This is a genomic window from Laspinema sp. D2d (genome assembly GCF_025370755.1).
GTDB lineage: Bacteria > Cyanobacteriota > Cyanobacteriia > Cyanobacteriales > Laspinemataceae > Laspinema.
Map to the genome: position 1 here is coordinate 129,283 of NZ_JAMXFC010000006.1, position 26,754 is coordinate 156,036.

The following is a 26,754-nucleotide window of genomic DNA, read 5'->3' on the forward strand; positions in this document are numbered from 1 at the left end:
AGAATTGATTTTGATCCCTCAAAGAAAATAGGTCATGATCTCTAGGTATCATTCCTCAGTTTCTCCCCCACTTTACATTCTAAGGATAACCCAAGGTTTTCAGTGTCCTGCTCTATCTTCTCAATGTCTTTCCCAGTTCCACGGATTGCGGTATTCCAGATAGCAAAATCGGTCCGGGAATTAATTGCCGGTGTATGAAATTCTCGGGCCCTCTGTGAACGCTTTGCAGGGATGGAAAAACCCGGCTTCGTAAAAAACCGGGTTTCTGTAGAACGGGCTGTTACACTCAACGTCTTGAGTGGTTTTTACAAGTCTGGGGGGTCTTAGGGTTCCAAAATCGGCTCGTTGGCAACGTTTTCGAGTCCGACCGAACTTAAAAAGTCTACCCACTCTTGAGTGTAGGTTTGGGGCTGCGATCGCCGCAGATCCGCTAAGGTAGTCACCGCATCATACCAAATCCCCTCAGCTCCGTAGGAAGTGGCTGCTTCAATCGACTCTACTCCTTCGTAACTATTCAGCTTCGCCGTGGGTTCAACTCGCTGTAACCACCCCTCAACCCGGGGACTATCCGCTCTTGCCGGACGTTCGCAAGCGACAACAAAGGACCACTGATAGGTTGTCCCCACTTCTAGGGCCGGAGCACTTTCTGGAAGGGTGAGGCGGACGATCCCTCCTTCCTGGGGAATGTTGACCTGGGTTTGGTAATAATAATCTTCTGTTTGGTCTTTGAGGATAAAATAGCCTTGCTCTGCCTTGGTTTCCGGAACGTACACGAACAACGTGGGGCGCTCAGATACCGTTAACCCTTCCTTGGTTTCCGGCAAAATAGGCATTAACGAAGGACCTTCCACCATCCCATCCTGGGGGCAGAATCCGCCTTGACGAGAGGCCCCTCCGGCTGAATCGTTCAGACGTTCCCGGGTAGGGGGCTCAAAGGTCACTCGGGCGAGGAGTTGAGGACCGGGCAACGGGGAAGAGACTTGTGCTCGACTCGGTAAAGCGGCCAGAAAAGCTAAGTTGAGAGATAGGGCGATAGAACAGAGTACCCAGGAACCCTGGTAATTGTTACGGGCCATGATTTTGCTACCTTTTAATGATTCGATGGGGGGACTCAGGGTCAGCGCCTCTCTAAGGTTTCTCAATTTTAGGGATCAAGGTTGCTGGTCATAGCACCGCAGTGATCTCTAAAATAATTTGGCTCAATCGGCACGTCATGTTCTCAGGAACTGAGGACCTTTGCTGATTTATTGACTCGATTGGCTTGCCCTGTCTAGTTATCTACAAATAACCACAAAATAAGTGGCTGAATGAATCCCAATGGATTCATCTCCCAAATTTAGCACCCGATGGGTTTTTATACGCTTACTATAACAAGGTAAATTAGCCCTGTCTATAGGCGATCGCCCCCTTTGTAAAAATTTTGATTAGACTCCCGGTCAAAAGAGCTACTTGAGCTTTCTTAGACAATCCGACTCAACCCTTGAAGGCAACAGCTTACGCAGAAAACCGAGACGTTAGAACTAAGCCAGTCGGCTTCGTGATTCGGGTTGGAAGTTCATCAAACTTTTACAATGCGATCGCTTGAATTTTCTGGGCCAGAGAATTACAAAACTTAAGCAATATTTTCGATTTCACGGTACAGATCCTATTTTACTTGGGGAATGTAGGTTCCCCGAGTCATTAGAGCCAATTTCCCACCAGGACAAAGGGGGCCCAATAAAAGGGATGCTCATATTTGGGGTTTTGTAATAAGGTTAACTGACTCTGACGCAGGGCTTGAGCTTTACTCATCGGCAATTGTCCAGATTGGGTGATTTCATCTGCCGTTGCCAAGCCCACCAAATTGCGGTAAAATTCCGTGACTAACAGGGCGGTAGATTCGTCATTCACCGCCCAAAGAGTGGCTAAGGTAGACCTTGCGCCGGACCGCACTGCAACCCCCGCCAATCCTAAACCCGCTTGCTTATCTCCAGCCGCCGTTTGACAAGCACTCAGCACCAGTAATTCAATAGGATTGGTCAACCCCAATTCCCGAGTTTGTAGCAATTCTTCAAACTCCGTGACCCGAATTTTATCATCCCAAGTCAGAATAAAAGTTTGTTCGGAATCGGAGCTAAATTGACCGTGAGTGGCTAAATGAATCACCGGGAAATCAACAGCAGAAATGGCCGCAGTCAGGTTCAATTCTGTAAATTCGCTATCCAACAAGACTTTGGCATTCGGCACCGAATCTCCTATCTGCTTTAATTCAAGTTGTACTCCGGGTAAGGCACTGAAACCCTGCCTTGCATCGGTCAGTCCTGCACTCAGAACTTGAATTTTTTCCCCAGTTAAGGGTCGCGGGGCGAGGAGTTGTAAGCCTGGAGTGAGGGCAACATTATAGCGTTCAATGACATAGCGATCGCCATCATGGAGAGCCGACATGGGTAGATTTCTCAAGAACCCGTCCAGGACAAAAACTAAGGTTTCTACCCCATTTTCGGCTAACGCAGGTTCCGCCGGTCGAATTAACCAATCATAGATTTCTTGGGACAATTTTAGCCGCTGGCGGTTAGAAAAAGCGGGGTTCAAAAATTGCTGAAATTCCTCTAGGGTCTTCTCAATTTCGGCGGCAGGTTGGCGAGTTTCATACTGGATAAGAGGTTGTCCGGAAATGGAGACAATCACCGCCAAGCGCTCGGATAAAATCATCGGATAAAGTGCCGCCGCTTTCGGGTCTACTTCATCAATTTGTTCCGGCTGCACATCCAAACAAGCATCTTTAAAATAGTTATCTAATTCGGCCAGTTGCAGGGATTCAATGGTGGCCCGAGCTTCTTTGAGATACTCTTGCGCGGGTTTTTGTTCCACTTGTTTAGCGCGATCAAGCAATAAACTCACCAGTTGTCGATAGAGAGGTTCGACGCGATCGCGGAAAGAAAACTGCACCTGACGATCAATCGCCACCAAATCACTACGGAGGGATTGTAAGCTATTCACCGCTTCACTATAAGCGGCGATCGCCCCGGGTTGATCGCCACTCTGAATCCGCAGTCTTCCTAATTGCCATTGCCACTGATAAGCTATATCAGAGGCTTGAAGAGTTTGAGCAATATTTAAGGCCGTTTCACTATATTGTCGGGCTGTATTAACCTCGCCCATTTCTTCATAAATTCTCCCTAAATTTCCCAAGGCATAAGACTCAGCCCGTTGATCCCTAATCTCCCGGGCTGCCATCACAGCTTTTTGTAATAAAGGAATCGTTTCCCTGGTTTGAAATTCCCCCGGAATGGGATTTTCTTCTTCTTGTCCCAGGCAGTTTGCTTTTTTCTGTTCTAGACAAATCAGATTTTTTGCAAAATTCACTTGGGCATAAATCCCCGGTCGAGAAGCCGATAATAGGGAAAGGGGTTCAGAAATTTCCCCACTCAGTTGGCGGGCTTTTTCCCAATTGCCTGTTTCAATCAATAAACTGAGTTGATTTAATTGGGCTTGCAGTTTAATTTGAGGAAATTGAGTTGCCCTTTCTGCCGCAGTTTGATAAAGTTGAATCGCTTCTTCTGAATTATTTAAAGCCCGTAACGTATTGCCTAAACTTAATAAAATTCCCCCGGTTTGTTCCGTCGAAGCCCGGTTGTTTTGTAAACTTAAGGCTTGGCGTAACAGTCGTTCTGACTCCTGAAATGCGCCACTTGCTCGCCGGATCTCTCCCAGGTTCAATAATCCTACTGCTTGAATCGAGCGATCGGGCTGGTTCTGTAATCGTTGTTCCACCTGTTCTAAGAGGGTGGTTGCACGGCGATAGAGTCCTAATGCTTGCATCGCCCGGGCTTGATTAATTTGGCTGAGAATTTCCCCGGTGGGGTCTTCAGCTTGGCGATAGGCAGCGGTAGCTTCTTGCCAGGTGCTTAAGGCGGCAGCGGCATTGCCTCGGAAGAATTGTAAACGACCTTCTGCATTCAGAATTTGGGCGCGGACGGTTTCCCGATCGCCCCGATCGCCTTGAGACACTTGGGCAATTGTTCCTTGTGCGGAGGCGATCGCCTCCGTTGCTTTGGGATAATCTCCTAAACTCTGATACGCTAACGATAAAAAGCTCAAGGCTTGAGCTTGACCCAATAAATTCTCTTCTTCTGAAAAGGCGATCGCCGCCTGTTCCCAAAACTGCACCGCCTCCGAAAACTGTCCCGCTTCATAGCGACTTTTTCCTTCGGTTAATAATTCAGTAACAGCTTGGGCATTCACACTCACCGAGGATGCTCCCTCAGGACTCAACCCCCATGCTACTCGAACCGTGAGGCTTAAACTAAAACCCAACAAAGCAACAATAATAAACCGAATTCTCTGCATTTTTTGATGTCCTTTGGGAATGAATGGTGATAATTTCTTGAACCCGAAACAATAAAATAGACTTTCTGTATAATTCCGCCTGAAAAGTTCAGGGTTTTGATACATCCGAGACCTCTCCCCGGCCCTCTCCTCTGAGGAGAGGGAGAAGAAAAAATAAATATCCTTGCCAGGAGGACCTTTCCGCCTCCCCCTTCCCTACGAGGGAAGGGGGTTGGGGGGTTAGGTTTCCTCTCCCCAGACACCAGCAAGAGCTATTACACCCCAAAATTAGAGTTCCCTCACAAGTTTAATCTCCTGATTCCCTACAATTTACCCCGGAACTAACCCAGGAACTGTGCGGGCTGACCCGAGGGGTTTCCATCACCAGAACCACTGCCCCTCCTGAGTTCAATCGCCAGCCTTGCGCTTCCACTAAAGGCGGTTTCTCGGGGAGGTTCTCCAAGGTGAGGCTCTCTTCTGACCCACCTTGACCCGCCACCCGTCTTCCTGCCGTAGGAACAAGGCGCAAATCATCTAAAATGACTGATGGATTGAGAGTTTCGGTAGGAGAGGCAGGCAACCCCCCCCGTCCCGTAACGGTAAAGCGACTCCCTTGACCCTTGGCGCAGAAGTTTTGGGCAATCAATTGGGCAGCATCTACAAAAGTCTCTTGCAATGGCACAATTCCTAAACTCGAATCCGTATCTGGGGTATTCAGTTCCACAGAACCGCTAAACTCCGGTCCCAGTTCAGAGGTAGCGGTAATGTCACTGCGGTTCGTGGGTGTCTCTCGAAAGTCCGTCCCGAAGATGCCTTCAGCATCAATACTAACTCGTCCACCGCGTCCAGCCAGTGCATTGGCCGTCATATCACTATTGCCCAAGGCAGTCAAAACTCGGGTCTGGATAGTAATATTTCCGCCATTGGTATTCCCGGCGTTGGTGGTGATATGACTGCCATTGGAGAGGAAAATATCCGGCGATCGCAGTTGAATATTGCCCCCTGCACCGGAAACGGTAGTGGCATTAAGACTCCCTCCCCTATCCAGACGAACCGACTCCGCGACAATTTCTAAAGTGCCTGCATTCCCCGGTCCCAAACTCCTCACATCAATATTCGCCCCATCCCGAACCTGTAACCGTCCGGTAGTGATCCGGAGGTCCCCGGCAGATCCGCTAATATCCTGATTCGCGAAATCGGCACGTCCTGAAGAAGAATCCAATCCCGTTGGCAGTCCCGTAATCGGCGATTTCCCGGAAATATCCATTCCTACGGTGGCATACACCGTCAGGGTTCCGCCACTCCCCGAACCAAAGGTCCCGGTAGAGACAATTCCCCCGTCCGTTAGGGTTAACTGCCCGGTAGAAATAGTGAGATCCCCGGATGAAGGCTCACCAAAGGTACTGGTCGCAATACTACTGGTCACTGCTCCATCGGGGGAGACTCCCACGATTTCTATTGACTCCCTTGCCTCTATCTGAATATTCCCCCCAGGTCCTCCGGCAGCTAGGGAACCGACGTTTGGACCTGTTCCGGTACTGGTGACAATTAATGCCCCTTCACGAATGCTCAACTGTCCGGTGGTAATTTTAATATCTCCCCCGGTCCCGGACCCAAACACGGTGTTATTGAGAATGCCTGTGGGGAGGAGGTTTTCGGGTAGGGTACGAGAGATGGCTATCCCCTGTGAGGCATTAATGGTAATATCTGCACCGGGTCCACTGCCCAAGGTAGAACTCGAAATGATGCTCCCGTCTTGAATCCTCAGATGACTCGTTTCAATCTCAATATTGCCCGCTGATCCCGCACTTCCAAGGGCAGTGGTGGAAAAAATTCCACTGGCGATCGCCTCAATGCTTTGGTTAGCCCGCATCTGAATTTCCCCGCTAGATTCGGTTCCAAAGGTGGGACTGAAAACGATCGCCCCATTATACAATCCCATTCCATTCCCCGCCTCTAAGGTGATATTCCCTGCCGGGGCCAACCCGACGGTTCCGGCAAACAATCCACCAATGCGATCGCCCGGTTGTAATTGTCCGGTTAATGCGCCCCCCAGCACCTGTTCTAACGGTCCAAATCCTACCCCAATCAGGGTAATGGAATCTGCCGCATGAATGCTGAGATTTCCCCCTGCACCCGATCCAAAGCTACTCGCGGATAAAAATGCGGTGCCTTGGAGTAAAAATTGTCCCGTTGCGATCGTCAAGTCTCCCCCAGTCCCCAGGCCCTGACTATCGCTCACAATTGCACTAAAATGATCGGGATCAGCGCCGGTAAGTGCGACTAACTCCGTGGCGGTGATTTTTATAGGTCCCCCGGGTTGGGAACCCGTATTCAGGGCCAAGACTTGAGACCCTTCCGTAATACTAATTTGCCGTCCTTGCAGATGAATGGTTCCCCCCCCTTCTCCACTGGTATTCAGCCGACTCTGTTGGGTGAGTTGAATGTCTTGAAAACCCTCTACCCCTTCATATCCGGCTTGAATTCCCCGTTCTGTGGGGATCAAACTGATCCGGCTATTGCCTGCCACACTCCCAATTTCAATCCGTCCTCCGGGCGATCGCACTTGTCCCCCCGCTAGGACCACATTCCCCCCAAATAATCCCAAGGTTTGCCCGGGTGACCCTTGCAATCCTCCCCCGTCTCCGGTCTTATCTATCCCGTTAGATTGCACCACAATAGTCCCCGGATTTCGCCCAAATTGTAACCCCACTGGTACGTTGAGCGTCAGCAGGGGAGGTGATTCTGGGGTGATCGCACTAAATAAAACCCCATCCTCCAAAACTATACTCTCGGCGGTACTTGCCAAAAATGAACCTCCAATATTTAATTCAGCATTGGAACCAAAAACAATCCCGTGAGGATTGAGTAAATAGAGATTTGCATTACCATTGGCGCGGATGATGCCATCAATTGTGGAAGGACTTTCTCCCGTAATTCGGGTGAGGATATTTTCTACCCTCCCTGAATTTTCAAACCAGGCCGTATTCCCGGTCATTAGAGAAAATTCCTGGAAGCTATGGAATAGATTTTTTCCCATTTCTGTGCCTCCGGTAATTCGGTAAGTCGTGCCATCGGGGGTAACCAGGGTGGGGTTATTCAGGCTGGCATCGGGTATGATTTGTGCCTTGGCTGGGGCAGTGCATCCCCCTAACCCACTCCACAGGATGAGCACTCCTGAAACCCTTATGAAATAGCGAGACTTGAGGCAGAATAACTTAGGAAACAATCGGCTCAAGGGATGATAATTGACTCGGCTGAAATGAATCATTCATTTTACCCTTTTTAAAAGGAAAAGAGCGCGCGATTTTTCCGCTAATGGGTTATTCGCGACCTCCACCAGGGTTGTAGCACAAAATGAGCGATCGCCCTTATTTATTCCCCATTTTCAACCCACTGGCCCAAATATCCCCCTCTCCCCTTTTATTTCCCTTCTAATCTCTACAATTCTGTTGCTTCACCCAAGAATTGTGCGGGGTAACCTGGGGGGCTTGGGCCACCAGCACTACCCTTCCTTCTGGGGTGACACTCCAGCCTTGAGCTTCTATCAGGGGATTGGGTTGAGGCATTTTTGCTCCCGTGATCTCCCGGGATGGATTAGATTGACTCTGGAGTGCTGTTCCCTGAGTCTGCACCACGCGCAAATCATCTAAAATCACCGTGGCATTCAGCAGGTCCGTGGGAGAGGCGGGCAATCCTCCTCGTCCCGTCACGGTAAAGCTACTCACTTCTCCTGTAGCACAAAAGTTTTGAGCAATGAGTTGATCGGCATTCACAAAATTATCTTGCAGTGGCACAACTCCCAAGCTGGAATCGGCATCCGGGGTGTTTAGTTCCACCGTACCGCTAAACGCCGGTCCTAGGTCCGAGGTGGCGGTAATATCACTACGCGGGGTGTCTGCTTCGCGAAATTCCGTACCAAAGATCCCCTCGGCACTGATGCTGACTCGTCCTCCCCGTCCCGCTAAGGCATTGGCGGTAATATCACTATTATCCAGGGCGGTTAAAATTTGGGTCTCGATCGCAATGTTCCCTCCATCGGTATTCCCGGCATTGGTGGTGATATTACCACCGCGACGTAAGAGCAGGGTAGGCGATCGCAGTTGAATGTTCCCCCCAGCACCGGAAACCGTTGCCGCATTCAAACTCCCCCCAGTATCTACTCGCACCGAGTCGGCGACAATTTCTAAGGTCCCGGCATTCCCCGTCCCAATACTCCTCACATCCAAGGTTGCTCCATCCCGAACCACCAATTCTCCGGTACTCACGCGTAAGTTCCCCCCGGACCCGGTAACTTCCAAATTGGGAATATCCGCCCGTCCCGAGGAGGAAACTAAGGTACTCGGTAATCCCGTAATCGGCGATCGCCCAGAAATATCAATCCCTTCTGAGGCATTCACCGTTAAGGTTCCCCCATCCCCACTATTAAAAGTCGCTGAGGAGACGATCGCTCCCTCGCTAATGGTTAACTTTCCCGTAGAAATCGTTAAGTTTCCCGCCGGATTCTCACTAAATGTCGTCGTTCCCGGACCACTGGTGACGCGTCCATCTGGGGACACGCCGGAAATCTCCACGGACTCACTCGCTTCAATGTTAATATTCCCTCCCACTCCTCCAGATGTCACCACTCCAGTGCTAATATTTCCCCCCCCACTATTAGTCGTAATCAATCCACCCCCGCGATTAATTAACCGGGTGGTTTTAACCGTCACATCACCCCCGGTCCCCGTCCCAAAGAGGGTGTTATTTAAAATTCCCGTCGGTAGCACATTTCCCGGTACAGTTCCGCTGATTTCCACCAATTCTGACGCATTCACAACAATATTCCCCCCCGGACCATTCCCCAGGGTTCCACTGGAAATCACTGTACCATCGGAGATCAGCAGGTTGCGAGTTTCAATGGTAATATCCCCGGCAGAAGCGGCACTCCCAAAGGCAGTATTCGATAACACCCCAGCGGCGATCGCTTCTATCTTGTTTCCCGCCCTCATCAGCAGGTTACCCCCTGCCGCATCCCCAAAGGTCGGACTATAAATTAATGTACCATTATACAACCCAATCACATTCCCCGCTTCTAAGGTCATATTCCCCGTAGGTGCTTCTCCCACAGTTCCCGTTACCAATCCCGGGATGCGATCTTCGGGTTGCAGTTGTCCGGTTAATGCGCCTCCAATTAATAACTGTAAGGGATCAAATCCTACCCCAATCAGGGTAATGGAATCGGCGGCCTTTATGGTAAGATCGCCTCCAGCCCCTGGACCAAAGCTGCTGGCAGAGACCAATCCGGTTCCTTGGACTAAAAATTGTCCAGCTTCAATGGTCAAGTCTCCCCCGGTCCCGACTCCCCGCGTATCGCTCACGACTGCGGTAAAATTATCCGGGTCAGCACCCGTAATCGCCACAACTTCAGAAGCTTTGATATTCACAGGTCCCCCCGGAAGCGACCCGACATTGACTGCCAGGACCTGCGACCCTTCCCCGACAGCGATTCGCCGTCCTTGCAGGTGAATGGTTCCTCCCCCATCCCCACTGGTGTTGATCGCACTCTGTTGCGTCAGTTGAATATCCTGGAAGCTTTCGACCCCTTCATATCCTGCCTGCATCCCCCGTTCCGTGGGGGTCAAACTAATCCGGCTATTGCCTGCCACACTCCCAATTTCTATCCGTCCTCCGGGCGATCGCACTTGTGCCCCATCTAGGAGTACGTTCCCCCCAAATAGTCCCACGGTTTGCCCGGGAAACACTTGCCATCCACTCACTTCCCCGGTACTGTCTACCCTTTGGGACTGAATCCCAATATTCCCCGGATTTGCCCCAAATTGTAACCCTACCGGCACGTTAACGGTCAGCAACGGGGGGGCTTCTGGGTTGATCGTACTAAATAAAGTCCCATCCCCGAGGACTATACTCTCGGCGGTACTGGCAAAAAATGAACCTCCTATATTGAGTTGAGCATTAGGACCGAAAACAAAGCCGTTAGGATTGATTAAATAGAGATTTGCACTGCCATTGGCACGGATGATTCCATCAATTAGGGAACTGTTTGTTCCGGTAATTCGGGTGAGGATATTTTCTACGGTTAATGAATTTTCAAAAAAGGCAGTATTCCCAGTCATCAGAGAAAATTCTTGGAAGCTATGGAAGAGGCTTCCTCCAATTTCTGTCCCTCCCGTAATGGTTTGAATAGTCCCATCATTTGTTACTACGCTTGGGCTGGGCAGTGTGGCATCGGGAAAGATTTGAGCTTGGGCTGGACTGCTGAGGGTAGAGAAAAAACTTCCTAGGGCGATCGCGACAGAAATTCTCAACCCATTTCGCCTATTTAGGCAGAATTTACTCATCCCAATATCAGACCCTTCGGGAATATTTACTCGCTTTAAGAAATTATTCATGTTGCTTATGAATAGTGATTCTCTACAATGTAGCACTTGGAATTGAATCGCGGGAATCTTCTCCCCTCTTTTCTCTTAGGTGGCGATCGCATCTTGGACTCCCTACCCTAGTTTGGGCTACCTTCATTCCCTCGGGACGCCCCCATCTTCTCCAATACCCTTTTCCTCCCTCCACCAATCTCCCTGATTTCGACTATCGTAAGAGTAGAGTGACCTACCTGGCGGCTTGTCTGCCATTGGGTTCTCGATTTTTTGTTTAATTCTTTTGGAGTCACCATTCATGGAACTATTTAACCAAATCGTGAGTGCGATCAGTAATCCTAACCAAGAAGCCAGTACCAATCAAATTGGCAGTGTGATCAATGCGGTACAGCAACTGAGTCAGACTTACCATACCGACCCCGGAACGACTCAATCGATGCTATCGATTGTTAGCCATTTTGTCCGGTCTTCTTTACAAGAAAAACGGGCTACAGGCGGCAATAATTCGGTTCAGGCTTTGGTTAATCAGTTTAGTGGAACGACGGCTAATTCGGCGGCGATCGCAGCGTTGTTTTCTGTCCCTCAAGTCAATCAAATGATTTCTGCGATCGCCTCCCGCACAGGCTTGGATCCTCAGCAAATTCAATCGATGTTACCCTTATTAATCCCGGTAGTTCTCCAATTGTTACAAACCGGAGCGAGTTCTGAAAATCCTCAAACGGGTTCTAACCCAGTGCTCAATCAATTTTTAGATGCCAATAATGATGGGGATGTGAATATTGGTGATGCCATTCAATTAGCCAGCCGTTTTTTAACGAATCCTTAGTCCTCTGTTTCTTAGTTTTCTGTTTGATGAGGTTCCCTACAAGGAACCTCCTTTTTTAACAGTACGGCCAAAATTTCTAAACAGCAATTTGAAATTTTGACGACTTTTTTTTCAAAAGTCTTGCGTTTTCTCTTGACTTTTGTTAAAATTCTCTTATAATGAGAATATTGACAATTTTTAAATTATTGAATATGTCTCCATTATTTCATATAATAACATCAATTAAACCATTTTTCTTTAAAAAAAGAAAAAATTTAGGCGGCGGCCTGATTGGAACATTTCTTAATGCGTGAGAGCGCCTGAAAACATCAACTCCATTAAGGAACAAGTTGACGCATATAATCCCGCCAAAGTTGGGCCGCTTGAGCGCTACTCCCAGCAGTGGGACTATTATCATCATTTCCCAACCAAACCCCAGTGACTAATTCTTCCGAGGGGACATACCCGACAAACCACAAGTCTACATTATCGTTAGTCGTCCCAGTTTTCCCCGCTTCATCCAAACCGAGGGAGGCATTTTTGCCGGTCCCGCCACGAATCACCCCTTGTAATAAAACCGTGAGGGTATCGGAGACTTCTCCGGAGAGAACATCCACATTCGCAGTGCGATCGCTCTGATAATCGTAAATGACCCGACAGGTACTCAAGTCATCGCGATCGCTGCAATCACTGGTGTCAAAAATCCGCTGAATGGCATGGGGACGATTGCGAACTCCGCGATTGGCGATCGCCCCAAAAGCACCCGTCAACTCCAGGACCGTCACCTCACTCTGACCGAGGACCAACCCGGGAACCTCCTTCAGTTCTGACTGAATCCCTAGACGACGGGCCATTTCTACCACCCGATCTAACCCCGCATCTCGGGCAATTCGCAACGCTACGGAATTTTCCGATTGCGCCATGCCTTGATACATATCAATGGAACCGCTACTGCGTTCGCATCCACTATAAGATTGACCCGACCAACTGAACGGTTCACAGGAAAAAGTCTGACCCGGGGATATCCCGCGATCGAGGGCGGCACCGTATGCAAACACTTTAAAGGTCGAACCCGGTTGACGTAACGCTTGAGTAGCGCGATTAAACTGACTTTCGCGATAGTCAACCCCTCCAGTCAGGGCTAAAATTTCCCCAGTCCGGGAATCCAGGGTAACGATCGCCCCTTGAGAAAATCCAAATTGCTCACCCGCCGTCGTCACACTATTTTGTAACGCCTTTTCTGACTCAGTTTGAATCGCCGGGTCTAGGGAAGTTTCCACAATAAAGTTCCCTTCTCGGGCCAGTTGTTCCCCTAATAATTGTTCGAGTTCAGCAAAAACATGACTGTAAAAATAGGGGGCGATTGTACTGCCGAGAACTTCGATGGCCCGGGGGTTAACTTCAATACGCGATCGCCTTGCGCGATCAGCCTCTTCTTGCGACACCATGCCCAACCGCCGCATCCGATAGATTACCCCGTCGCGGTATTTGACCGCGAGTTCATAATTTTGCACCGGATTAAACGCATTCGGCGCAGGCAAAATTCCCACCAAAGTTGCTGCTTCTGATAACGTCAAATCAGTAGCAGACTTGGCAAAATAAAATCGGGCCGCATCTTCAAATCCATAGAGGTCAATCCCTAAATAAACCCGGTTTAAGTAAGTTAACAGCAGCTCATCTTTACTGTAAAACGTTTCTAATTTTAAAGAAACGATCGCCTCCCGAATTTTGCGACCCGCCGAGTCTTCCGTTCCCACATAATCCCGAAACAAACTACGGGCGAGTTGTTGGGTGAGGGTGCTACCCCCTTGGAGACTACCCCCGCGTAAATTTACACTCAACGCCCGCAGGGTCCCAATTGGATCAACCCCAAAATGCCAATAGTAGCGACTATCTTCTGAAGCCACTAAAGCATCGGACAAGTAGGGGGAAAATTCAGATAACCGATCCAGTTCCCGGTGAGCGTTATTAAAGGGTGGACGCAGGGGGGTAGATCCGTCCCTTGCATAGATAACCACCGGACCTTGCAGAGAAATGGGGAAAGGGCGCACTTGAAATTTTTGCCATTCCACCCCGAGAAATACGGCAACTAACCCCGCTACCCCGCTACTGGTATAAAAGGTCCATCTTGCAGCGCGGACATACCAGGGGGGTGGGTCAATGTATTGGACCTGAACGCAATCGGCGAGTTCCGGGGGTCCGAGGGTAAAGGTTTGACGGTGGCGGATGGGGGTCGAGGTAATGCGCCGCTTGCCGCGAAAAATGCCATTGGTGGAGTTTTCGTCTTTGAGATAGAAGGGAGTATTGCGACGATTCGTATCCCGGGAGAGGGAGGCATGAGTTTGACTCACCACGGGATTGCGGATAACAATATCGCTCGTTTTGGACGATCGCCCAATGATATAGCGATCGCCCAACAGGGGATAAACCTCGGGTTTCGGCGTACCCGCATCTTGAACCCAAAGTTCTGGAACTCTGGCATTGGGTTTGAGGGCCAGTCGGGAAAAATGAACCTTTGCCAAAACCGTCTGGGTGACTTGGGTAATCGTACCCAGGAGAGTTTTGGGCTGTTGGGGGGGCTGCGGTGGACTCATGGGCTATACTTGCGCGCTTATATCGATAACCAAGGACAATAAGGACAATATTGAATAATAAATAGAACGGTAACCGGGTCTCTTTGGTTAATCAGGGGTTGCCAAGCAAACAGAGATTGTGTCAAGAAACCCGATTTATCTTCCCGTTACTGTACCAAAGGCTTAGGGAATGTCAACGCAACTACAACTTAGGGACTAGCTTTTCCCGAAGCTTGGGGGCGATCGCGCCCCAAGGACCCGCGTACCCAGGTAGACCCCGGCCTGGGAAAATCATGTTCTTTCTATTTTAGGTTTTCTCTCCCGAATTTGAAGTGTAACCACCTCCATCAACCGTCCCCTCTCCCTCATCCCTCTTTCAAGGGCTGGTAGGCCCCTCACTCCGAGGGGGAGAGGGTCGCACCATCACCACCAACAGACAAAAAATCCCAATATTAATGGAGACATCCGCTACATTAAAAACGGGAAAATTAATTAAGCGAAAATCCAGAAAATCAATCACTTCACCTAACAAAAATCGGTCAATTCCATTTCCGACAGCACCGCCTAAAATTAATCCAAACCCGACTTCTTCCCATCGGTTCATCCTCGGGCCAAACCAGGCTAACGCCATTAACCCCAAACTAACTGCCAAGGACAGCCAGCGCAACCAAGCTCCATTATTGCTAAACAAGCTAAAGGCGGCTCCAGTATTGGTGACATAAGTAAAATGAAAGACCCCTTCCCATAAAGGCCAAGATTCTCTGAACTCAAAATTTTGTACGACCCAATATTTCGTCAGTTGGTCGAAAATTACACTAATAGCACCAGCAATCCAAAATAGCGAGTTGTTTTTGAATTTCATTACCAACAATGGAGAGTCAAGAGGACAAGGGTTACGGATCTTCTGTGCTTTCTGCTAAAAGTCAGGGACAGCTAACAACTGACCGTTCAATAAAACATGAGTCTTCGTAGGATAAATGCCAAGACAGTGACGGCACAAACCACCGCTAATTGTCCAGGTAAGGGAGAGACGGAATATTTGAACACTCCATCGATCAGAGTTTGAGGATCTGAGAGTAAGTTAATCGCCAGGTAAATTAGGCCGATCGCATGAACACTGAGTAAACCACAGACACAGCTAAAGGCTAGACTTTCCAGACGCAGAGCCATTTTAAAGGCTAGCCACCCACAAACCCAGGCCCCTGGAATGAACCCCAGTAAATACCCAAACGTCGGCTGCTTGATATACTCCAGTCCACCGCCTTCAGTAAACACCGGCAGCCACATCAATCCCAGGGCCACATAAGCAATTTGTGACAAGGCACCCGCATTTTTACCCCCCAGACATCCCACCAGGAGCACCGCTCCAATTTGATAGGTGACACCCAGGGAATGGATGGGAATACCCGCCTGGATTCCATTCCAAGAAGGACTAGCAATTGAGGCTTCTAAAAAAGTGCCCCCAATGGTAAGCAATAGGCCAATCAAAGCCCATATCAGTTCAAGTGGAGGAGACACGGTGGTCATTGGTCATTGGTCATTGGTCATTGCAAGGGGAGGTGGGGGAGATGGGGGAGATGGGGGAGGTGGGGGAGATGGGGGAGATGGGGGAGATGGGGGAGATGGGGGAGATGGGGGAGATGGGGGAGGTGGGGGAGATGGGGGAGACCGCCATCGAGATGGGGGAGATAGGGGAGATGGGGGAGATAGGGTGGAAATGACAAGAAGCCGTTACTACAAACTTACCTATCCTCCCCATCCTCCCTATCCTCCCTATCCTCCCCACCTCCCCTATCCTCCCCATCCTCCCCATCCTCCCCATCTCCCCTATCCTCTTTAACCGTCAGTCTTTCCCGTAGGAACAGGGGCTTCATTGCCTTGTAGTCCTAACTGTTCCAGCATGGCACGGTCTTGGTCGGGGGGTTGGCCTAGGGTGGTCAGATAGTGACCGATTAACATAGCGTTGATCCCAGCTTTCAGTCCTAAATGTTGGAGTTCGCCCATGACCGATTCTCGTCCACCAGCATAACGAATTATTTGCTCTGGAAGGATGAGACGGAAGATGGCGATCGCTTTTAAGGCTTCGTAGGGATCAAGTTTGGGGAGATTACCCAAAGGCGTATCAGACCGGGGATTGAGCAGGTTGAGGGGAACGGATTCCACTTCCAATTCCCGCGCCGCTAAGGCTAAATCAATCCGGTCCTCCCAGCTTTCTCCCATGCCAATAATCCCTCCGCTACAGGCTTGGATGCCTGCGGCTTTGAGATTTTTGATGGTAGCGACGCGATCGCCCCAAGTATGGGTTGTGACAATTTCTGGGTAAAAGTTTTCCGAGGATTCTAAGTTATGGTTGTAGCGCGTCACCCCAGCTTGAGCTAAAGCTTTAGCTTGTTCTGGGGTCACTTCACCCAAGGCACAGCAGGGTTTGACGTTAGTCTCCTCAATAATCTGGCGGACCGTTGCCAGGATTTCTTCAAATTCTTTGGATTTGGGACTGCTGTACTTGGGACCTCTACCTTGGGAAACCAAGCAAAACCGGCTGGCACCAGCAGATTCGGCGGCTTTTGCTTGGGCGAGAATTTCGTCCCGGGGTTTGAGTCCATAAATAGGCGAATCGGTGCCGGGATGATGGACGGATTGGGAGCAAAAGCCACAGTTTTCCGAGCAATTGCCAGATTTGACGTTGATAATGCTACATAAATCAACGGTATTACCGCAGCAGGCTTGGCGGACGGCATCTGCGGCTTCGCACAGCAGCAGGATGGCGTCTTGACCTTCAATGTGGGTCAGGGCGATCGCTTCTTCTCGGGTGAGGCGATGCCCAGCAATAATGCGATCGGCCAGTTGCTTGAGGGACTCGCCTAGGGTTTCAGTTGTCCCTCTGGCGGCGTCATGCTCGGCAACTTCTGCGGATGGATGGGAAATTTTGGATACGGGTGCTTGAACCACTTTCAGCCCTTCTATGACAGTTCCTGAAGTTCTGGCATTTTACCATCGGGGCTTTACCGTTTTCGAGGGGATTTTGGTAATGATGGGTTAAGGCAATATTTTTAGGCGTGAGAAATGAACCATTTGGGTGTAACCCTAACCCATGACAAATCAAGCTAAATTACGGCCTGGGGACAAGGGGTGTGGAAGAAAAAATCATGAAGTGCAACCTCACCTCCCTAGGGAAATTCTCAAGGTTTAGTCATTAATTAATTTGGAAATTGGCACTCACCCGGGTGTGGCCTGCAAAATGACAGATCGATTAGGCCCTGCAAGAGTCAGAACATTGGTGACCAGGGGACTTTGCCCGCTGATGCGCTGCACTATGCTGACTTTTTGAGCAGGTATTTGAACATATTATCTTTGACCATATTTTGCCGCAGGACTTCGAGTAAATATTCCTGGGCTTGCTCTTGAGTCAGGCCCCTGACTTGTTCTTTCAGTAGTTGGAGTTTAAATTCTTGTTCCAAGCTCAAATTTGTTGGCATATCCATTGGTTTGCTCCTGGTGGTTTCGTTGGTTATTTTTATTTACTACAGGAATAGACGGGTGATCCGTTTAGTTTGCTCCTGGTAATTGTAAAGTATCATTAAGTTTGCTTGACAAACTGTCCAAAACGTACATTTTAAGATTTATTTTCGCTACAAAAGTTTATCAAAGCCCTGTAAGCCTTATTATAAAAGGGAAAAAGCGCGGAAACATCAGCCAACGGAGATAAGCCTAATGGACGCAATGGAGTTTTTTCGCCGGAGTGCAGGGAAGTGGCGATCGCAGCGCACGACCCATCACCTTGCTTTCCGACGAGCGGAACTAGGAGATTCAGAAATCCAGGTGGAAACCTTAGACAAAGATCATCCCCAAGTCGTAGAAATCTGCGAGTTACATCAAATCGATCCCCAACGGGCAGTCGGTGGAGCCTTTGTCACCTGGGCGGGTTCAATGGAATGGGACCAGAATGATGAAAATCACTCAGGCTCCACCGTCTTTGCCTTGGTCCCAGAAGAGGACAACCCCAAAGCTGGAAAACTCCTCAGAGAGCGGGGTTATGCGGAGATAGTGCCCGTGGCCGGTTTGTATGAAATGGATGAGGAAGAAGGTCTGATTCTAGTGACGGAATATGAAACCATGAGTGTCGTAGAACGGTTCTGGTTTGCCAGCCCGGATCTGCGCCTGCGAACAAGTACCGTCACACGGTTTGGGGGGTTCAGTACGGCTTCATTCTGTAGCGAAAGCCGGATCCAGGTCGAATCCAACTCAGGTAGCAGTGATTCCCCCTCTGACTCTGACAAGAATGCCCGAACCACCCCCCAATTCCAATCCGCCTTCGGCTGGTAATCAAAAGGAAGACCCGGGGAGTCCCGAAAACTCCCCCATCTCCCCCATCCCCCCTATCTCCCCCATCCCCCCCATCATGTCAGACCCCCTAGTCCGAGGGTCCGATTATCTCAATGCGGTGCGTCAGATTGCGATCGATCCGAGTACCATTTGGTCTGGTGGGGATATTATCGAGCGGATCCAAGTCTGTACCTGGATTGGAGAGCATATCGAAACGATTAACCAACAACTCCGGGAGTATCTGGAAGCCTGCCATCAATGTTTTCCCGCATCTGAACGGCGGGAGGTCGTGATTTTTGCGGCCCCGATCGCCCCAGACTATGGGATTGATGCCCTCTGCAATATCCTGGTAGATCCGGTGGCGATCGTCATTGATGTGGGCCGGACAGCACCTCAAGACTGGTTAAGCATTGTCGTCCATGAATATGCTCATGCCTATTTGAGGTCCCCCGGACATGACTCCCGACTATTGGAGGTCCTGACTCATCTGTGTTTGGGACTGGGACTCGAACCCCCCAATGCTACGGGGATGGATGAGAGGGCGATGGATCGGATGTTAAGAAATTGGCCGCACTGTAACGCAACTCCTGAACCCCTGGCCTTCTGGCAAGGTAACGGATAATACTTTTTGTGGCGAAATATTACAGATTGTTGCGTTCGGTGAGAAAAATGAAACTGATCTTACCGTCATCCCGTAATCTGAAGGATGTCTATTTATTGAAATCGGCAGTCAGTCGGTAGCAGTGACCGTTGAGCGCTACGGGTTCAAGCCATCCCTAGAACAGACCCAATTTGTCTTTCTAGGGGGTTCCCATACCTTAAGGGCCAATTCGCTGCATCTGCCACTGAAAGCAGAAGTTAAAATTTGAACTTACGGAGATTCTGACGTGGCATTACCTTTGTTACAGTACGCTCCTAAGAGCCAAAACCAGCGGGTTGCTGGATATGAAGTGGGAAGCGATGAGCAACCCAAAATCTATACCACCGAAAACCTGCCCTCTCCTACCGAGATGGATGAGGTGATTTGGGCCAGCTACCGCCAAGTGTTCAGCGAACACCAAATCCTGAAGAGCAACCGCCAAACCTTCGCGGAATCTCAACTGAGATATGGTCAAATCACCGTTCGCGACTTCATTCGCGCTTTGGCGACTTCGGATGCCTTCATTCGGCTCAACTACGAGACCAACAGCAACTACCGTTTTGCCGAAATTTGCGTACAACGCATTTTAGGCCGCGACGTTTACAACGAACGCGAAAAAATTGCATGGTCTATCGTCATCGCCACCAAGGGTGTCGAAGGGTTTATCAGTGCTGTCCTCGATAGCGAAGAGTACCTGAACAACTTTGGGTACAATACCGTTCCCTATCAGCGTCGCCGGATTCTACCCCAACAGGCTAAAGGTGAAACCCCCTTCAACCTGAAAACTCCGCGTTATGGCGAATACCATCGCGCTCAGTTGGGCTTCCCACAAATCATCTGGCAAAGCCAAGTGCGCCGCTACGTTCCTCAAGACAAGGTGGCTCGTGCAGGCGATCCGGCCCTCTATATGGATATGGCGCGTAACCTCAACAACGGGAAAGGTAACCCCCCCAGCCGCGTTTCTACGTTCAATATGAATTACGAAGCGTTGGTCCCCCGTAAGAAGTAATTGCATTTTGCTCTGTTGAGCAATGTAATTCCCTCATCCCTGAAGTTAGGGGCTAGAGTCTGGGAAATTGTGGCAAGCTAAACCATAATTCTTAGTCTTTGGCCCCTAACTGTTTTAGGGCTGAGGAAACCCTTTGGAGGGCTTTACCCATTCTTCACATTTCAATTCAGGCCGTTGTTCGGGTAGCTCGTCTCAAAATCTTTACCTAGTCTGGATTTGTTATAGATTTAGCCTAAAAACTACTTTTTATAACAGCATTTAAGCCGGTTATCTTTATTAAAACTTATTAATTTATCTCTTGACAATTTGAGTTTAAATAGAGTAAGACAGAAGCAGAAAACAGTTTAAATTAATCTGATTTAAACTGTCCCGAAAACTCAGATATCAGGCTGAAAATAACCATCAGGTCGGCATCTAGCCCCTAACCCCCATCAGGTGGGTTTTATCCCTCATTAACAGGGCCAGCATTATGATGGTTGATGCAAAGCAATTTTTTGATGCGACGAGTCCGAGTAAAACCTTATTTGTCGCTGATTCTGAACTGGATCAGAAATATTATATTGACTTTTCCTCCGTGCGCGGGGGCAAAATTATTGAGGATTTAAGGGATAACATTACTCTCTGGTCCCCGGAACAGCCCACCTGTCAACTGTTGACGGGACATATTGGCTGCGGGAAGTCTACGGAATTACTGCGCCTCAAAGCGGAGTTGGAACGGGAGGGCTTTCATGTGGTCTATTTCGAGTCATCTAAAGATTTGGAAATGGGCGATGTGGATGTCGGAGATATTTTGCTGGCGATCGCCAAACGAGTCAGCGAAAGTCTCGATCGCCTCACCCTAGAAGAACCCAAACGGCTGAAAAGTATCCTTCAAGGTGCAGCCAAACTGTTACAAACAGAAATTACATTAGATGAAGTGGGCGGCACAATAGGTCCAGCTCAATTCACTGCCAATCAAGAAGGTATCACGGTTGTAGCAATGGGGATTGCTAAAATTACCGCTAAGGTGAAGCACAGTCCTGATCTGCGCAGCAAATTAAGAGGATATCTGGAACCCCAAACCAATGGGATTATTGAGGCGATTAATAAAGAAATCCTTGAACCGGCGATCGCCAAGCTCAAGTTGCATGGCAAAAAAGGACTCGTGGCGATCGTCGATAATTTGGACAAGGTTGATAGTTCCCGGAAACCTTGGGGACGTCTTCAACAAGAGTACCTATTTGTCGATCGCGGTGAACAGTTGCGATCGCTCCACTGTCACCTGGTTTATACCATGCCTCTGGCGTTGCGCTTCTCCAATGACTTCGGCACCCTGATGGAACGCTTTATGATTAAACCCCAGATGCTGCCGATGGTCCCGGTGCAGTGTCGAGATGGGAGTGAGAACGCCGAAGGCATGGATCTCCTGCGTCAAATGGTCCTCGCCCGAGCTTTTCCCCAGTTGACTCCAGAAAAGCGTTTGGAAAAAATTACGGCACTCTTTGAAGATGCACAGACCCTGGACCGCTTGTGCCAAGTCAGTGGAGGTCATGTCCGCAATATTTTACGAATCCTCAACGATAGCATTAAAAAGCAACGGGGACTCCCGATCACCCGTCAAACCCTAGAAGAGGTGATAGGTGCCTATCGCAACGAACGCACCTTAGCCGTAACTGATGAAGAGTGGGAATTATTACGGCTGGTCATGGAACGAAAAAAGGTGTCGGGAGATGACGGCTATCACACCTTAATTCGCAGTATGTTCGTCTACGAGTATCGGGATGCGGCAGGGTCTTGGTTCGATATTAACCCAATTTTGGCATCAGCACAGGAGTGGAACTCATGAGTGAGAAGAGATCTGATGCGGATGTCATCAATCAGAATCAGCGGGCGTTGGCCGAACTGATTTGGGCGATTGAAATGTCTCAGGGACAATTTAAGCTGATGTTAGTGCGATGTAATTATATAACATTGCGCGAGATGTTGGTGCAACAACTCCATAGTGAGTGTTCTTTAAACATTCGGGAGATTGTGCTAGAACCTACGGTCAAACAGGTGTATTCCACCTTGGGCGATCGCCTAGGGGATGAAATCCCAGATGCTTTGATGGTGTTCGGGTTAGAGTCGGTGATTGCCTTGGATTCGGTGCTAACTTCTCTCAACCAAGTGCGAGAGGAATTTAGAAAAAACTGCCCCTTTCCTGTCATATTTTGGATCAATGACGAAGTGTCGGTGAAGTTGACTCGGTTAGCACCGGACTTTGAAAGTTGGGCCAGTTTGACTCATTTTGCGATCGCCCCACATGATTTACTCTCTGCCTTGAAGGAAGAGAACGATCACCTGTTTGCGGAAATTTTTGCTGCCGGGAATCAACGATTTGTTACAAATCAGGAGATTTTTGGCAAGCGCTATCCGTTTGAAATGATATTAGCATTGCAGGATTTAGAAAAGGCTAAACAGCCATTGAGTCCTGAGTTCCAAGCGAGTTTGCAGTTGGTGTGGGGTCGTGATGCTTATCGGAGCGATCGCATTGAGGAGGCGTTAGATTACTATCACCAGAGTTTACAATTTTGGCAAACTTGTGATACAAAAGGCTGGAAAGAGCGGGCGGGAGCAGTTTTTTATCATATTGGTTTGTGCTATGCTCGGGCTTCAGAACGCGATCGCCATCAGAATGACAGTTATTGGCATCAAGCGCGACAGGCGTTTCAATCCGCTTTAGATTGTTTTGAGGAGGCGGAAAGACCCGAACTGGTGGGTCAGTTTATCGGTCAGCTTGGGGAAGTATTGCGCCAATTGAACGACTATGCCAGTTTGGAGGAACTCGCTCTAAGTGCGATTCAATTGCACGCAAAATTAGAGAATCGGGTAGAGTTGGCGCGGGACTATGGGTTTTTAGCGCAAGTGGCCCTCCATAAGCAGGAGTGGGATCATGCTAAGGAATTAGCAGAAAAGGCGCTGGAAATTTTAGCGTCGGACCCTCAGCAGAAACAATATCAGGGATTATATTTGCTCCTGTTGGCGCGGAGTTTGCGACAACTGGGGGAACCGGAGGAAGCGGGCGATCGCCTGGAAGAAGCGGCGAACGGTGACCCAGAGGATAATCCCCAATTATATATTGAAATTTTGGAGGAGTTGCGATCGCTGTACTATGAGCAATCGCAGTATGTGAAAGCGTTTGATCGCAAACAAGAACGACTGTCCATTGAGCAGCAATTTGGGTTGCGGGCGTTTATTGGTGCAGGACGATTGGAACCCCAACGACAAGCGCGATCGCAACCGATGCCAACAGAGTCTGCCGGAAGTGTGGCGCGAGAGATTCTTGCTTCGGGACGGCAAAAGGATGTGGAACGGTTAATCCAACGGATCGGCAGTACCCAATATAAGCTGACGGTGATTCACGGTCCCTCGGGGGTGGGGAAAAGTTCCCTGGTGCAAGCGGGATTAGTTCCCGCATTAAAACACAAGGTGATGGGCGATCGGGATATGTTACCTGTTTCCCAACGCTTATACACGGATTGGGCAAAAACTTTGGGGCAATTACTGGGTGAGGCCCTGGCACAACGAGGAATTCAGATTGAGACTATTCCTGATTCATTGGATCGGGTCCTGGAACAGTTGCGTCAAAATGAATCGAATTATCTGCTCACCGTGCTGATTTTTGACCAATTTGAAGAGTTTTTCTTTGTGTGTAAGGAACCAGAAAAGCGCTTAAAATTCTTTGAGTTTTTGGGAGATTGTTTTCAGATTGGTTTTGTCAAGGTCGTGCTATCCCTACGAGAGGATTATATCCATTATTTATTGGCCTATAATTCCCTGCCTAGATTTGTGGCAATTAATAATGACATTTTGAGTAAGAATACGCTCTATGCCGTTGGAAATTTTTCAACGGCAGATGCAGCAGATATTATTCGCAGTTTGAGCGATCGGGCGCATTTCCCCTTAGAACCGCAATTAATTGAGGCAGTTGTCACAGATTTAGCTCAAAATTTAAATGAAGTCCGTCCCATTGAGCTGCAAATTGTCGGCGCTCAACTGCAAACCGATGATATTACAACAGTGGCAGAATATCGGCAACTCGGCCCTAATCCTAAAGAACAATTGGTCCGCGCTTATTTAGAAGAAGTGGTCCAAGATTGCGGTCCCCAAAACAGAGAAGTGGCTGAACTAATTCTGTATTTGCTGACCGATGAAAATAATACTCGCCCCCTAAAAACTCGCAGCGAATTAGAAACAGATTTGAAAGTTTTAGTCACTGATTTAGTGAATGAACCCGACCGAATTGATTTGATTTTGTATGTTTTGGTGAATTCAGGGTTAGTGTTTTTGTTGCCCGAATGTCCGAGCGATCGGTATCAATTGGTGCATGATTATGTCGTAGCGTTTATCCGCCAAAATCAAGGTCAGCAAGTCAAAAAAGAACTAGAAGAAGAACGGAGCAAAAGAAAACAGAGTGAAGAACGTCTACTGATTTTGCAAGATGCAAATCAGATATTAGCTGAAGCCCAAAGGAAGGCAAGACGAATCGTTCGATTAGGGTTACTAGGATTCACGCTGATATCAGTCGGGGCCGGAGTTCTCTTATGGGAAGTCATGCAACAAGCTCAACAGACAGCAATCCGAGCTTTTAATTCTGAGTCAAAGGCACTATTATTATCAAATGCTCGCCTTGGAGCATTAATAGCAAGTATCAATGCCAGCCAAATAGTTTTACAAACAAAAGCCTTGCCAAATAAGCTTAAACATGACACTATCCAGCAACTCCAAAAGATAGTTATGACTGACATCCAATCAAGAAATACTCTGGTAGGACATGATGAGGGAGTTAGACGGATCAGTTTCAGTTCTGACGGCCAGACTTTGGCTTCTGCAAGTATTGATAAAACTATCAAACTGTGGAGCCTGGATGGAACTATAATTAATACCTTCATAGGACATACCGATAAGGTCATTGATGTTAGTTTTAGTCCTAATGGTCAATTGATTTCCTCTGTCAGCTTTGATGGAACCATCAAACTTTGGAAACCTAATGGGATGTTAGCCCATTCGATGGCTGGAGAAAAGGAGGTATTCAATAGTGTGAGTTTTAGTGCCAACAGCCAGATAGTTGCAGCAACTACCTCATTTACTAATCGAATTAAACTCTGGAAAACAGACGATGGTACTTTGATTCGTACCCTTGAGGGACATGAAAATTGGGTGACCGATAGCAGTTTTAGCCCTGATAGGCAAACTTTAGTTTCGGCGGATTATAACGGGGTTATTAAACTTTGGCGAGTAGATGGAACTTTACTAAAAACTTTCCAAGGGCATAATGATCGCATTTATCGAATCATCTTTAGTCCAGATGGTCAGCAAATAGCTTCCGCCAGTATGGATAAAACCATTAAAATCTGGAAGTCAGATGGGACACTTATCACGACTCTAGTAGGCCATCAGGATAGAGTCAGTAGTATCAGCTTCAGCCCCGATGGAAAAACCCTTGCTTCTGCCAGTAATGATCGAACAGTTAAGCTATGGGACATACAACTTGGCGTCGTCCGATCAAGTTTACAAGGACATGACGGTTTTGTGTGGGATGTCCGTTTCAGTCCGGATGGAAAAACCCTGGCTTCTGCGAGTAACGACCGTACTATCAAACTTTGGCGACTGGACAGTCCCTGGGTCAAAATCTTGTCAGGGCATACTAATGGAGTGACCAGTGTGAGTTTTAGTCCTGATAGTACGTTAATTGCTTCTGGTAGTTATGACAAAACTCTCCGAATTTGGAATCGCAAGGGTAATTTTAGGCGGGAAATTCCTGCTCATAATAAAGAAATTTCTAGCGTCAGTTTTAGCCCAGACAATGAAATTATTGCATCTGGTAGTTATGATGAAAAAATAAAATTATGGAACCCTGATGGGACGCTGATTAAAGTATTAGACAGCCATACAGGAGTTATTCAGAGTGTGAAATTCAGTCCAGATGGTCAACGAATTGCTTCTGCTAGTCATGATAAAACTGTAAAAATTTGGCAAAAAGACGGTAATTTGATGCTCACCTTAAAGGATTTTAGTGAGGTTATTTCCGTCGTTAATTTCAGTCCTGATAGTCAGATTCTAGCCGTGGGTAGCGGAAATGTGGTTAGCCTTTGGCAACTGGATGGCAAGCGAGTGGCAATACTCGATCAGCATACTCAAAGAATTAATAGTATCAGTTTTAGCCACGATGGTCAATGGATTGCGACAGCGAGCGCAGATAAAAGCATTAAACTTTGGCGGCGAGATGGTACATTCGTTCAAACTTTAAATACTACGAATGGAGCGGTATATGATGCTATCTTTAGTCCTGGCGATCGCACTCTTGTCTCAGCTCACCACGATGGTACGATCTCATTATGGCGTCGCGAATTGGATTCTGAAAAGTGGGAAGAGAGTCCGTACCAGATTCTTGCAAAGCATGAAGAAAGTGTCTATACCTTAAGTTTCAGTGGTGACGGTCAGACCCTGGCATCGGCCAGTCAAGATAGGACGGTAATTCTGTGGAATTGGCAGAATGTGGAGTCAGCGACACTCTCTACGTTAATCCAGTCTGGCTGTGCAGAATTACAGGACTATTTACAGTATAACCCCTCGGTTAGTCCAGCAGACAAAAATCTTTGTTCTAATATCCGGAAAATTATGAAATAGAAGCGAATAGAAGCAACAGAAGATAATTTTTATTTCGATTATCAGTTCAGTTCACACTTTCATAAAGATAAGGA

At 48.4% G+C, this 26,754-nt stretch carries 16 protein-coding genes; 7 read left to right on the forward strand and 9 right to left on the reverse strand.

Going from position 1 to position 26,754, the window contains the following annotated elements; genetic code table 11:
- Positions 1-323 precede the first annotated feature (323 nt).
- The 4 genes from NG796_RS06310 to NG796_RS06325 form a co-directional block, all read right to left on the reverse strand.
- Entirely contained in the window at positions 324-1,076 is a 753-nt protein-coding gene (locus NG796_RS06310) for a DUF928 domain-containing protein (RefSeq protein ID WP_261205054.1), read from the reverse strand.
- Between the two features lie 604 nt (positions 1,077-1,680).
- Complete coding sequence (locus NG796_RS06315; RefSeq protein WP_261205055.1) at positions 1,681-4,329, reverse strand: CHAT domain-containing protein; 2,649 nt, start codon at positions 4,327-4,329, stop codon at positions 1,681-1,683.
- Positions 4,330-4,615: 286 nt separating this feature from the next.
- The gene (locus NG796_RS06320; RefSeq protein ID WP_261205056.1) at positions 4,616-7,579 is read right to left on the reverse strand and encodes a beta strand repeat-containing protein; all 2,964 of its coding nucleotides are present in this window, start codon (positions 7,577-7,579) and stop codon (positions 4,616-4,618) included.
- Between the two features lie 163 nt (positions 7,580-7,742).
- Positions 7,743-10,700: an S-layer family protein gene (locus tag NG796_RS06325; RefSeq protein ID WP_261205057.1), complete on the reverse strand. Its 2,958-nt coding sequence runs from the start codon at positions 10,698-10,700 to the stop codon at positions 7,743-7,745.
- Positions 10,701-10,980: 280 nt separating this feature from the next.
- Here NG796_RS06325 and NG796_RS06330 point away from each other — a divergent pair, with 280 nt between their 5' ends.
- Positions 10,981-11,508, forward strand: coding sequence for a DUF937 domain-containing protein (locus tag NG796_RS06330; protein ID WP_261205058.1), 528 nt, complete (start codon positions 10,981-10,983; stop codon positions 11,506-11,508).
- Between the two features lie 317 nt (positions 11,509-11,825).
- Here NG796_RS06330 and NG796_RS06335 read toward each other — a convergent pair whose 3' ends face one another.
- The 3 genes from NG796_RS06335 to NG796_RS06345 form a co-directional block, all read right to left on the reverse strand.
- Positions 11,826-14,081, reverse strand: a complete 2,256-nt coding sequence (locus NG796_RS06335) for a transglycosylase domain-containing protein (RefSeq protein ID WP_261205059.1) — start codon at positions 14,079-14,081, stop codon at positions 11,826-11,828.
- Between the two features lie 355 nt (positions 14,082-14,436).
- Positions 14,437-14,922: a signal peptidase II gene (gene lspA, locus NG796_RS06340; protein WP_261205060.1), complete on the reverse strand. Its 486-nt coding sequence runs from the start codon at positions 14,920-14,922 to the stop codon at positions 14,437-14,439.
- Positions 14,923-15,008: 86 nt separating this feature from the next.
- Entirely contained in the window at positions 15,009-15,578 is a 570-nt protein-coding gene (locus NG796_RS06345; protein WP_261205141.1) for a biotin transporter BioY, read from the reverse strand.
- Between the two features lie 50 nt (positions 15,579-15,628).
- On the opposite strand from NG796_RS06345, the gene NG796_RS06350 reads away from it, so the two are divergent.
- Positions 15,629-15,781, forward strand: coding sequence for a hypothetical protein (locus NG796_RS06350; protein WP_261205061.1), 153 nt, complete (start codon positions 15,629-15,631; stop codon positions 15,779-15,781).
- 115 nt (positions 15,782-15,896) lie between these two features.
- On the opposite strand, the gene bioB is transcribed toward NG796_RS06350, so the two are convergent.
- Both bioB and NG796_RS06360 read right to left on the reverse strand, forming a co-directional pair.
- Positions 15,897-16,985 (reverse strand): biotin synthase BioB, encoded by a 1,089-nt coding sequence (gene bioB / locus NG796_RS06355; RefSeq protein ID WP_261205142.1) that lies wholly within the window; start codon positions 16,983-16,985, stop codon positions 15,897-15,899.
- Positions 16,986-17,371: 386 nt separating this feature from the next.
- A complete protein-coding gene (locus NG796_RS06360; RefSeq protein WP_015147507.1) occupies positions 17,372-17,542 on the reverse strand; it encodes an NblA/ycf18 family protein in 171 nt (56 codons plus the stop codon).
- A 229-nt stretch (positions 17,543-17,771) separates the two neighbouring features.
- Here NG796_RS06360 and NG796_RS06365 point away from each other — a divergent pair, with 229 nt between their 5' ends.
- From NG796_RS06365 to NG796_RS06385, 5 genes are all read left to right on the forward strand, one after another.
- The gene (locus tag NG796_RS06365; protein WP_261205062.1) at positions 17,772-18,383 is read left to right on the forward strand and encodes a phycobiliprotein lyase; all 612 of its coding nucleotides are present in this window, start codon (positions 17,772-17,774) and stop codon (positions 18,381-18,383) included.
- On the forward strand, positions 18,340-19,005 hold the full coding sequence (locus NG796_RS06370; RefSeq protein ID WP_261205063.1) for a hypothetical protein: 666 nt from the start codon (positions 18,340-18,342) through the stop codon (positions 19,003-19,005). Before NG796_RS06365 ends, NG796_RS06370 begins: the two co-directional genes overlap by 44 nt.
- Positions 19,006-19,270: 265 nt before the next feature.
- Positions 19,271-20,032 carry a phycobilisome rod-core linker polypeptide gene (locus NG796_RS06375; RefSeq protein WP_261198539.1) on the forward strand — a complete coding sequence of 254 codons (762 nt, stop codon included), beginning with the start codon at positions 19,271-19,273 and terminating at the stop codon, positions 20,030-20,032.
- A 469-nt stretch (positions 20,033-20,501) separates the two neighbouring features.
- A complete protein-coding gene (locus tag NG796_RS06380) occupies positions 20,502-21,857 on the forward strand; it encodes an ATP-binding protein (RefSeq protein WP_261205064.1) in 1,356 nt (451 codons plus the stop codon).
- On the forward strand, positions 21,854-26,680 hold the full coding sequence (locus NG796_RS06385; RefSeq protein ID WP_261205065.1) for a hypothetical protein: 4,827 nt from the start codon (positions 21,854-21,856) through the stop codon (positions 26,678-26,680). The genes NG796_RS06380 and NG796_RS06385 overlap by 4 nt, the downstream gene beginning before the upstream one ends.
- Positions 26,681-26,754: the final 74 nt, after the last annotated feature.

Excerpts from the sequence above, each read along its gene's own strand:
- NG796_RS06385 (WP_261205065.1), top strand. The coding sequence starts at position 21,854 with ATGAGTGAGAAGAGATCTGATGCGGATGTCATCAATCAGAATCAGCGG.
- NG796_RS06360 (WP_015147507.1), bottom strand. The coding sequence starts at position 17,542 with ATGGATATGCCAACAAATTTGAGCTTGGAACAAGAATTTAAACTCCAA.
- NG796_RS06380 (WP_261205064.1), top strand. The coding sequence starts at position 20,502 with ATGATGGTTGATGCAAAGCAATTTTTTGATGCGACGAGTCCGAGTAAA.
- NG796_RS06370 (WP_261205063.1), top strand. The coding sequence starts at position 18,340 with ATGCCCGAACCACCCCCCAATTCCAATCCGCCTTCGGCTGGTAATCAA.
- NG796_RS06315 (WP_261205055.1), bottom strand. The coding sequence starts at position 4,329 with ATGCAGAGAATTCGGTTTATTATTGTTGCTTTGTTGGGTTTTAGTTTA.
- NG796_RS06330 (WP_261205058.1), top strand. The coding sequence starts at position 10,981 with ATGGAACTATTTAACCAAATCGTGAGTGCGATCAGTAATCCTAACCAA.
- NG796_RS06350 (WP_261205061.1), top strand. The coding sequence starts at position 15,629 with ATGGGGGAGATGGGGGAGGTGGGGGAGATGGGGGAGATGGGGGAGATG.
- NG796_RS06335 (WP_261205059.1), bottom strand. The coding sequence starts at position 14,081 with ATGAGTCCACCGCAGCCCCCCCAACAGCCCAAAACTCTCCTGGGTACG.
- NG796_RS06310 (WP_261205054.1), bottom strand. The coding sequence starts at position 1,076 with ATGGCCCGTAACAATTACCAGGGTTCCTGGGTACTCTGTTCTATCGCC.
- NG796_RS06365 (WP_261205062.1), top strand. The coding sequence starts at position 17,772 with ATGGACGCAATGGAGTTTTTTCGCCGGAGTGCAGGGAAGTGGCGATCG.
- NG796_RS06325 (WP_261205057.1), bottom strand. The coding sequence starts at position 10,700 with ATGAATAATTTCTTAAAGCGAGTAAATATTCCCGAAGGGTCTGATATT.
- lspA (WP_261205060.1), bottom strand. The coding sequence starts at position 14,922 with ATGAAATTCAAAAACAACTCGCTATTTTGGATTGCTGGTGCTATTAGT.
- NG796_RS06320 (WP_261205056.1), bottom strand. The coding sequence starts at position 7,579 with ATGATTCATTTCAGCCGAGTCAATTATCATCCCTTGAGCCGATTGTTT.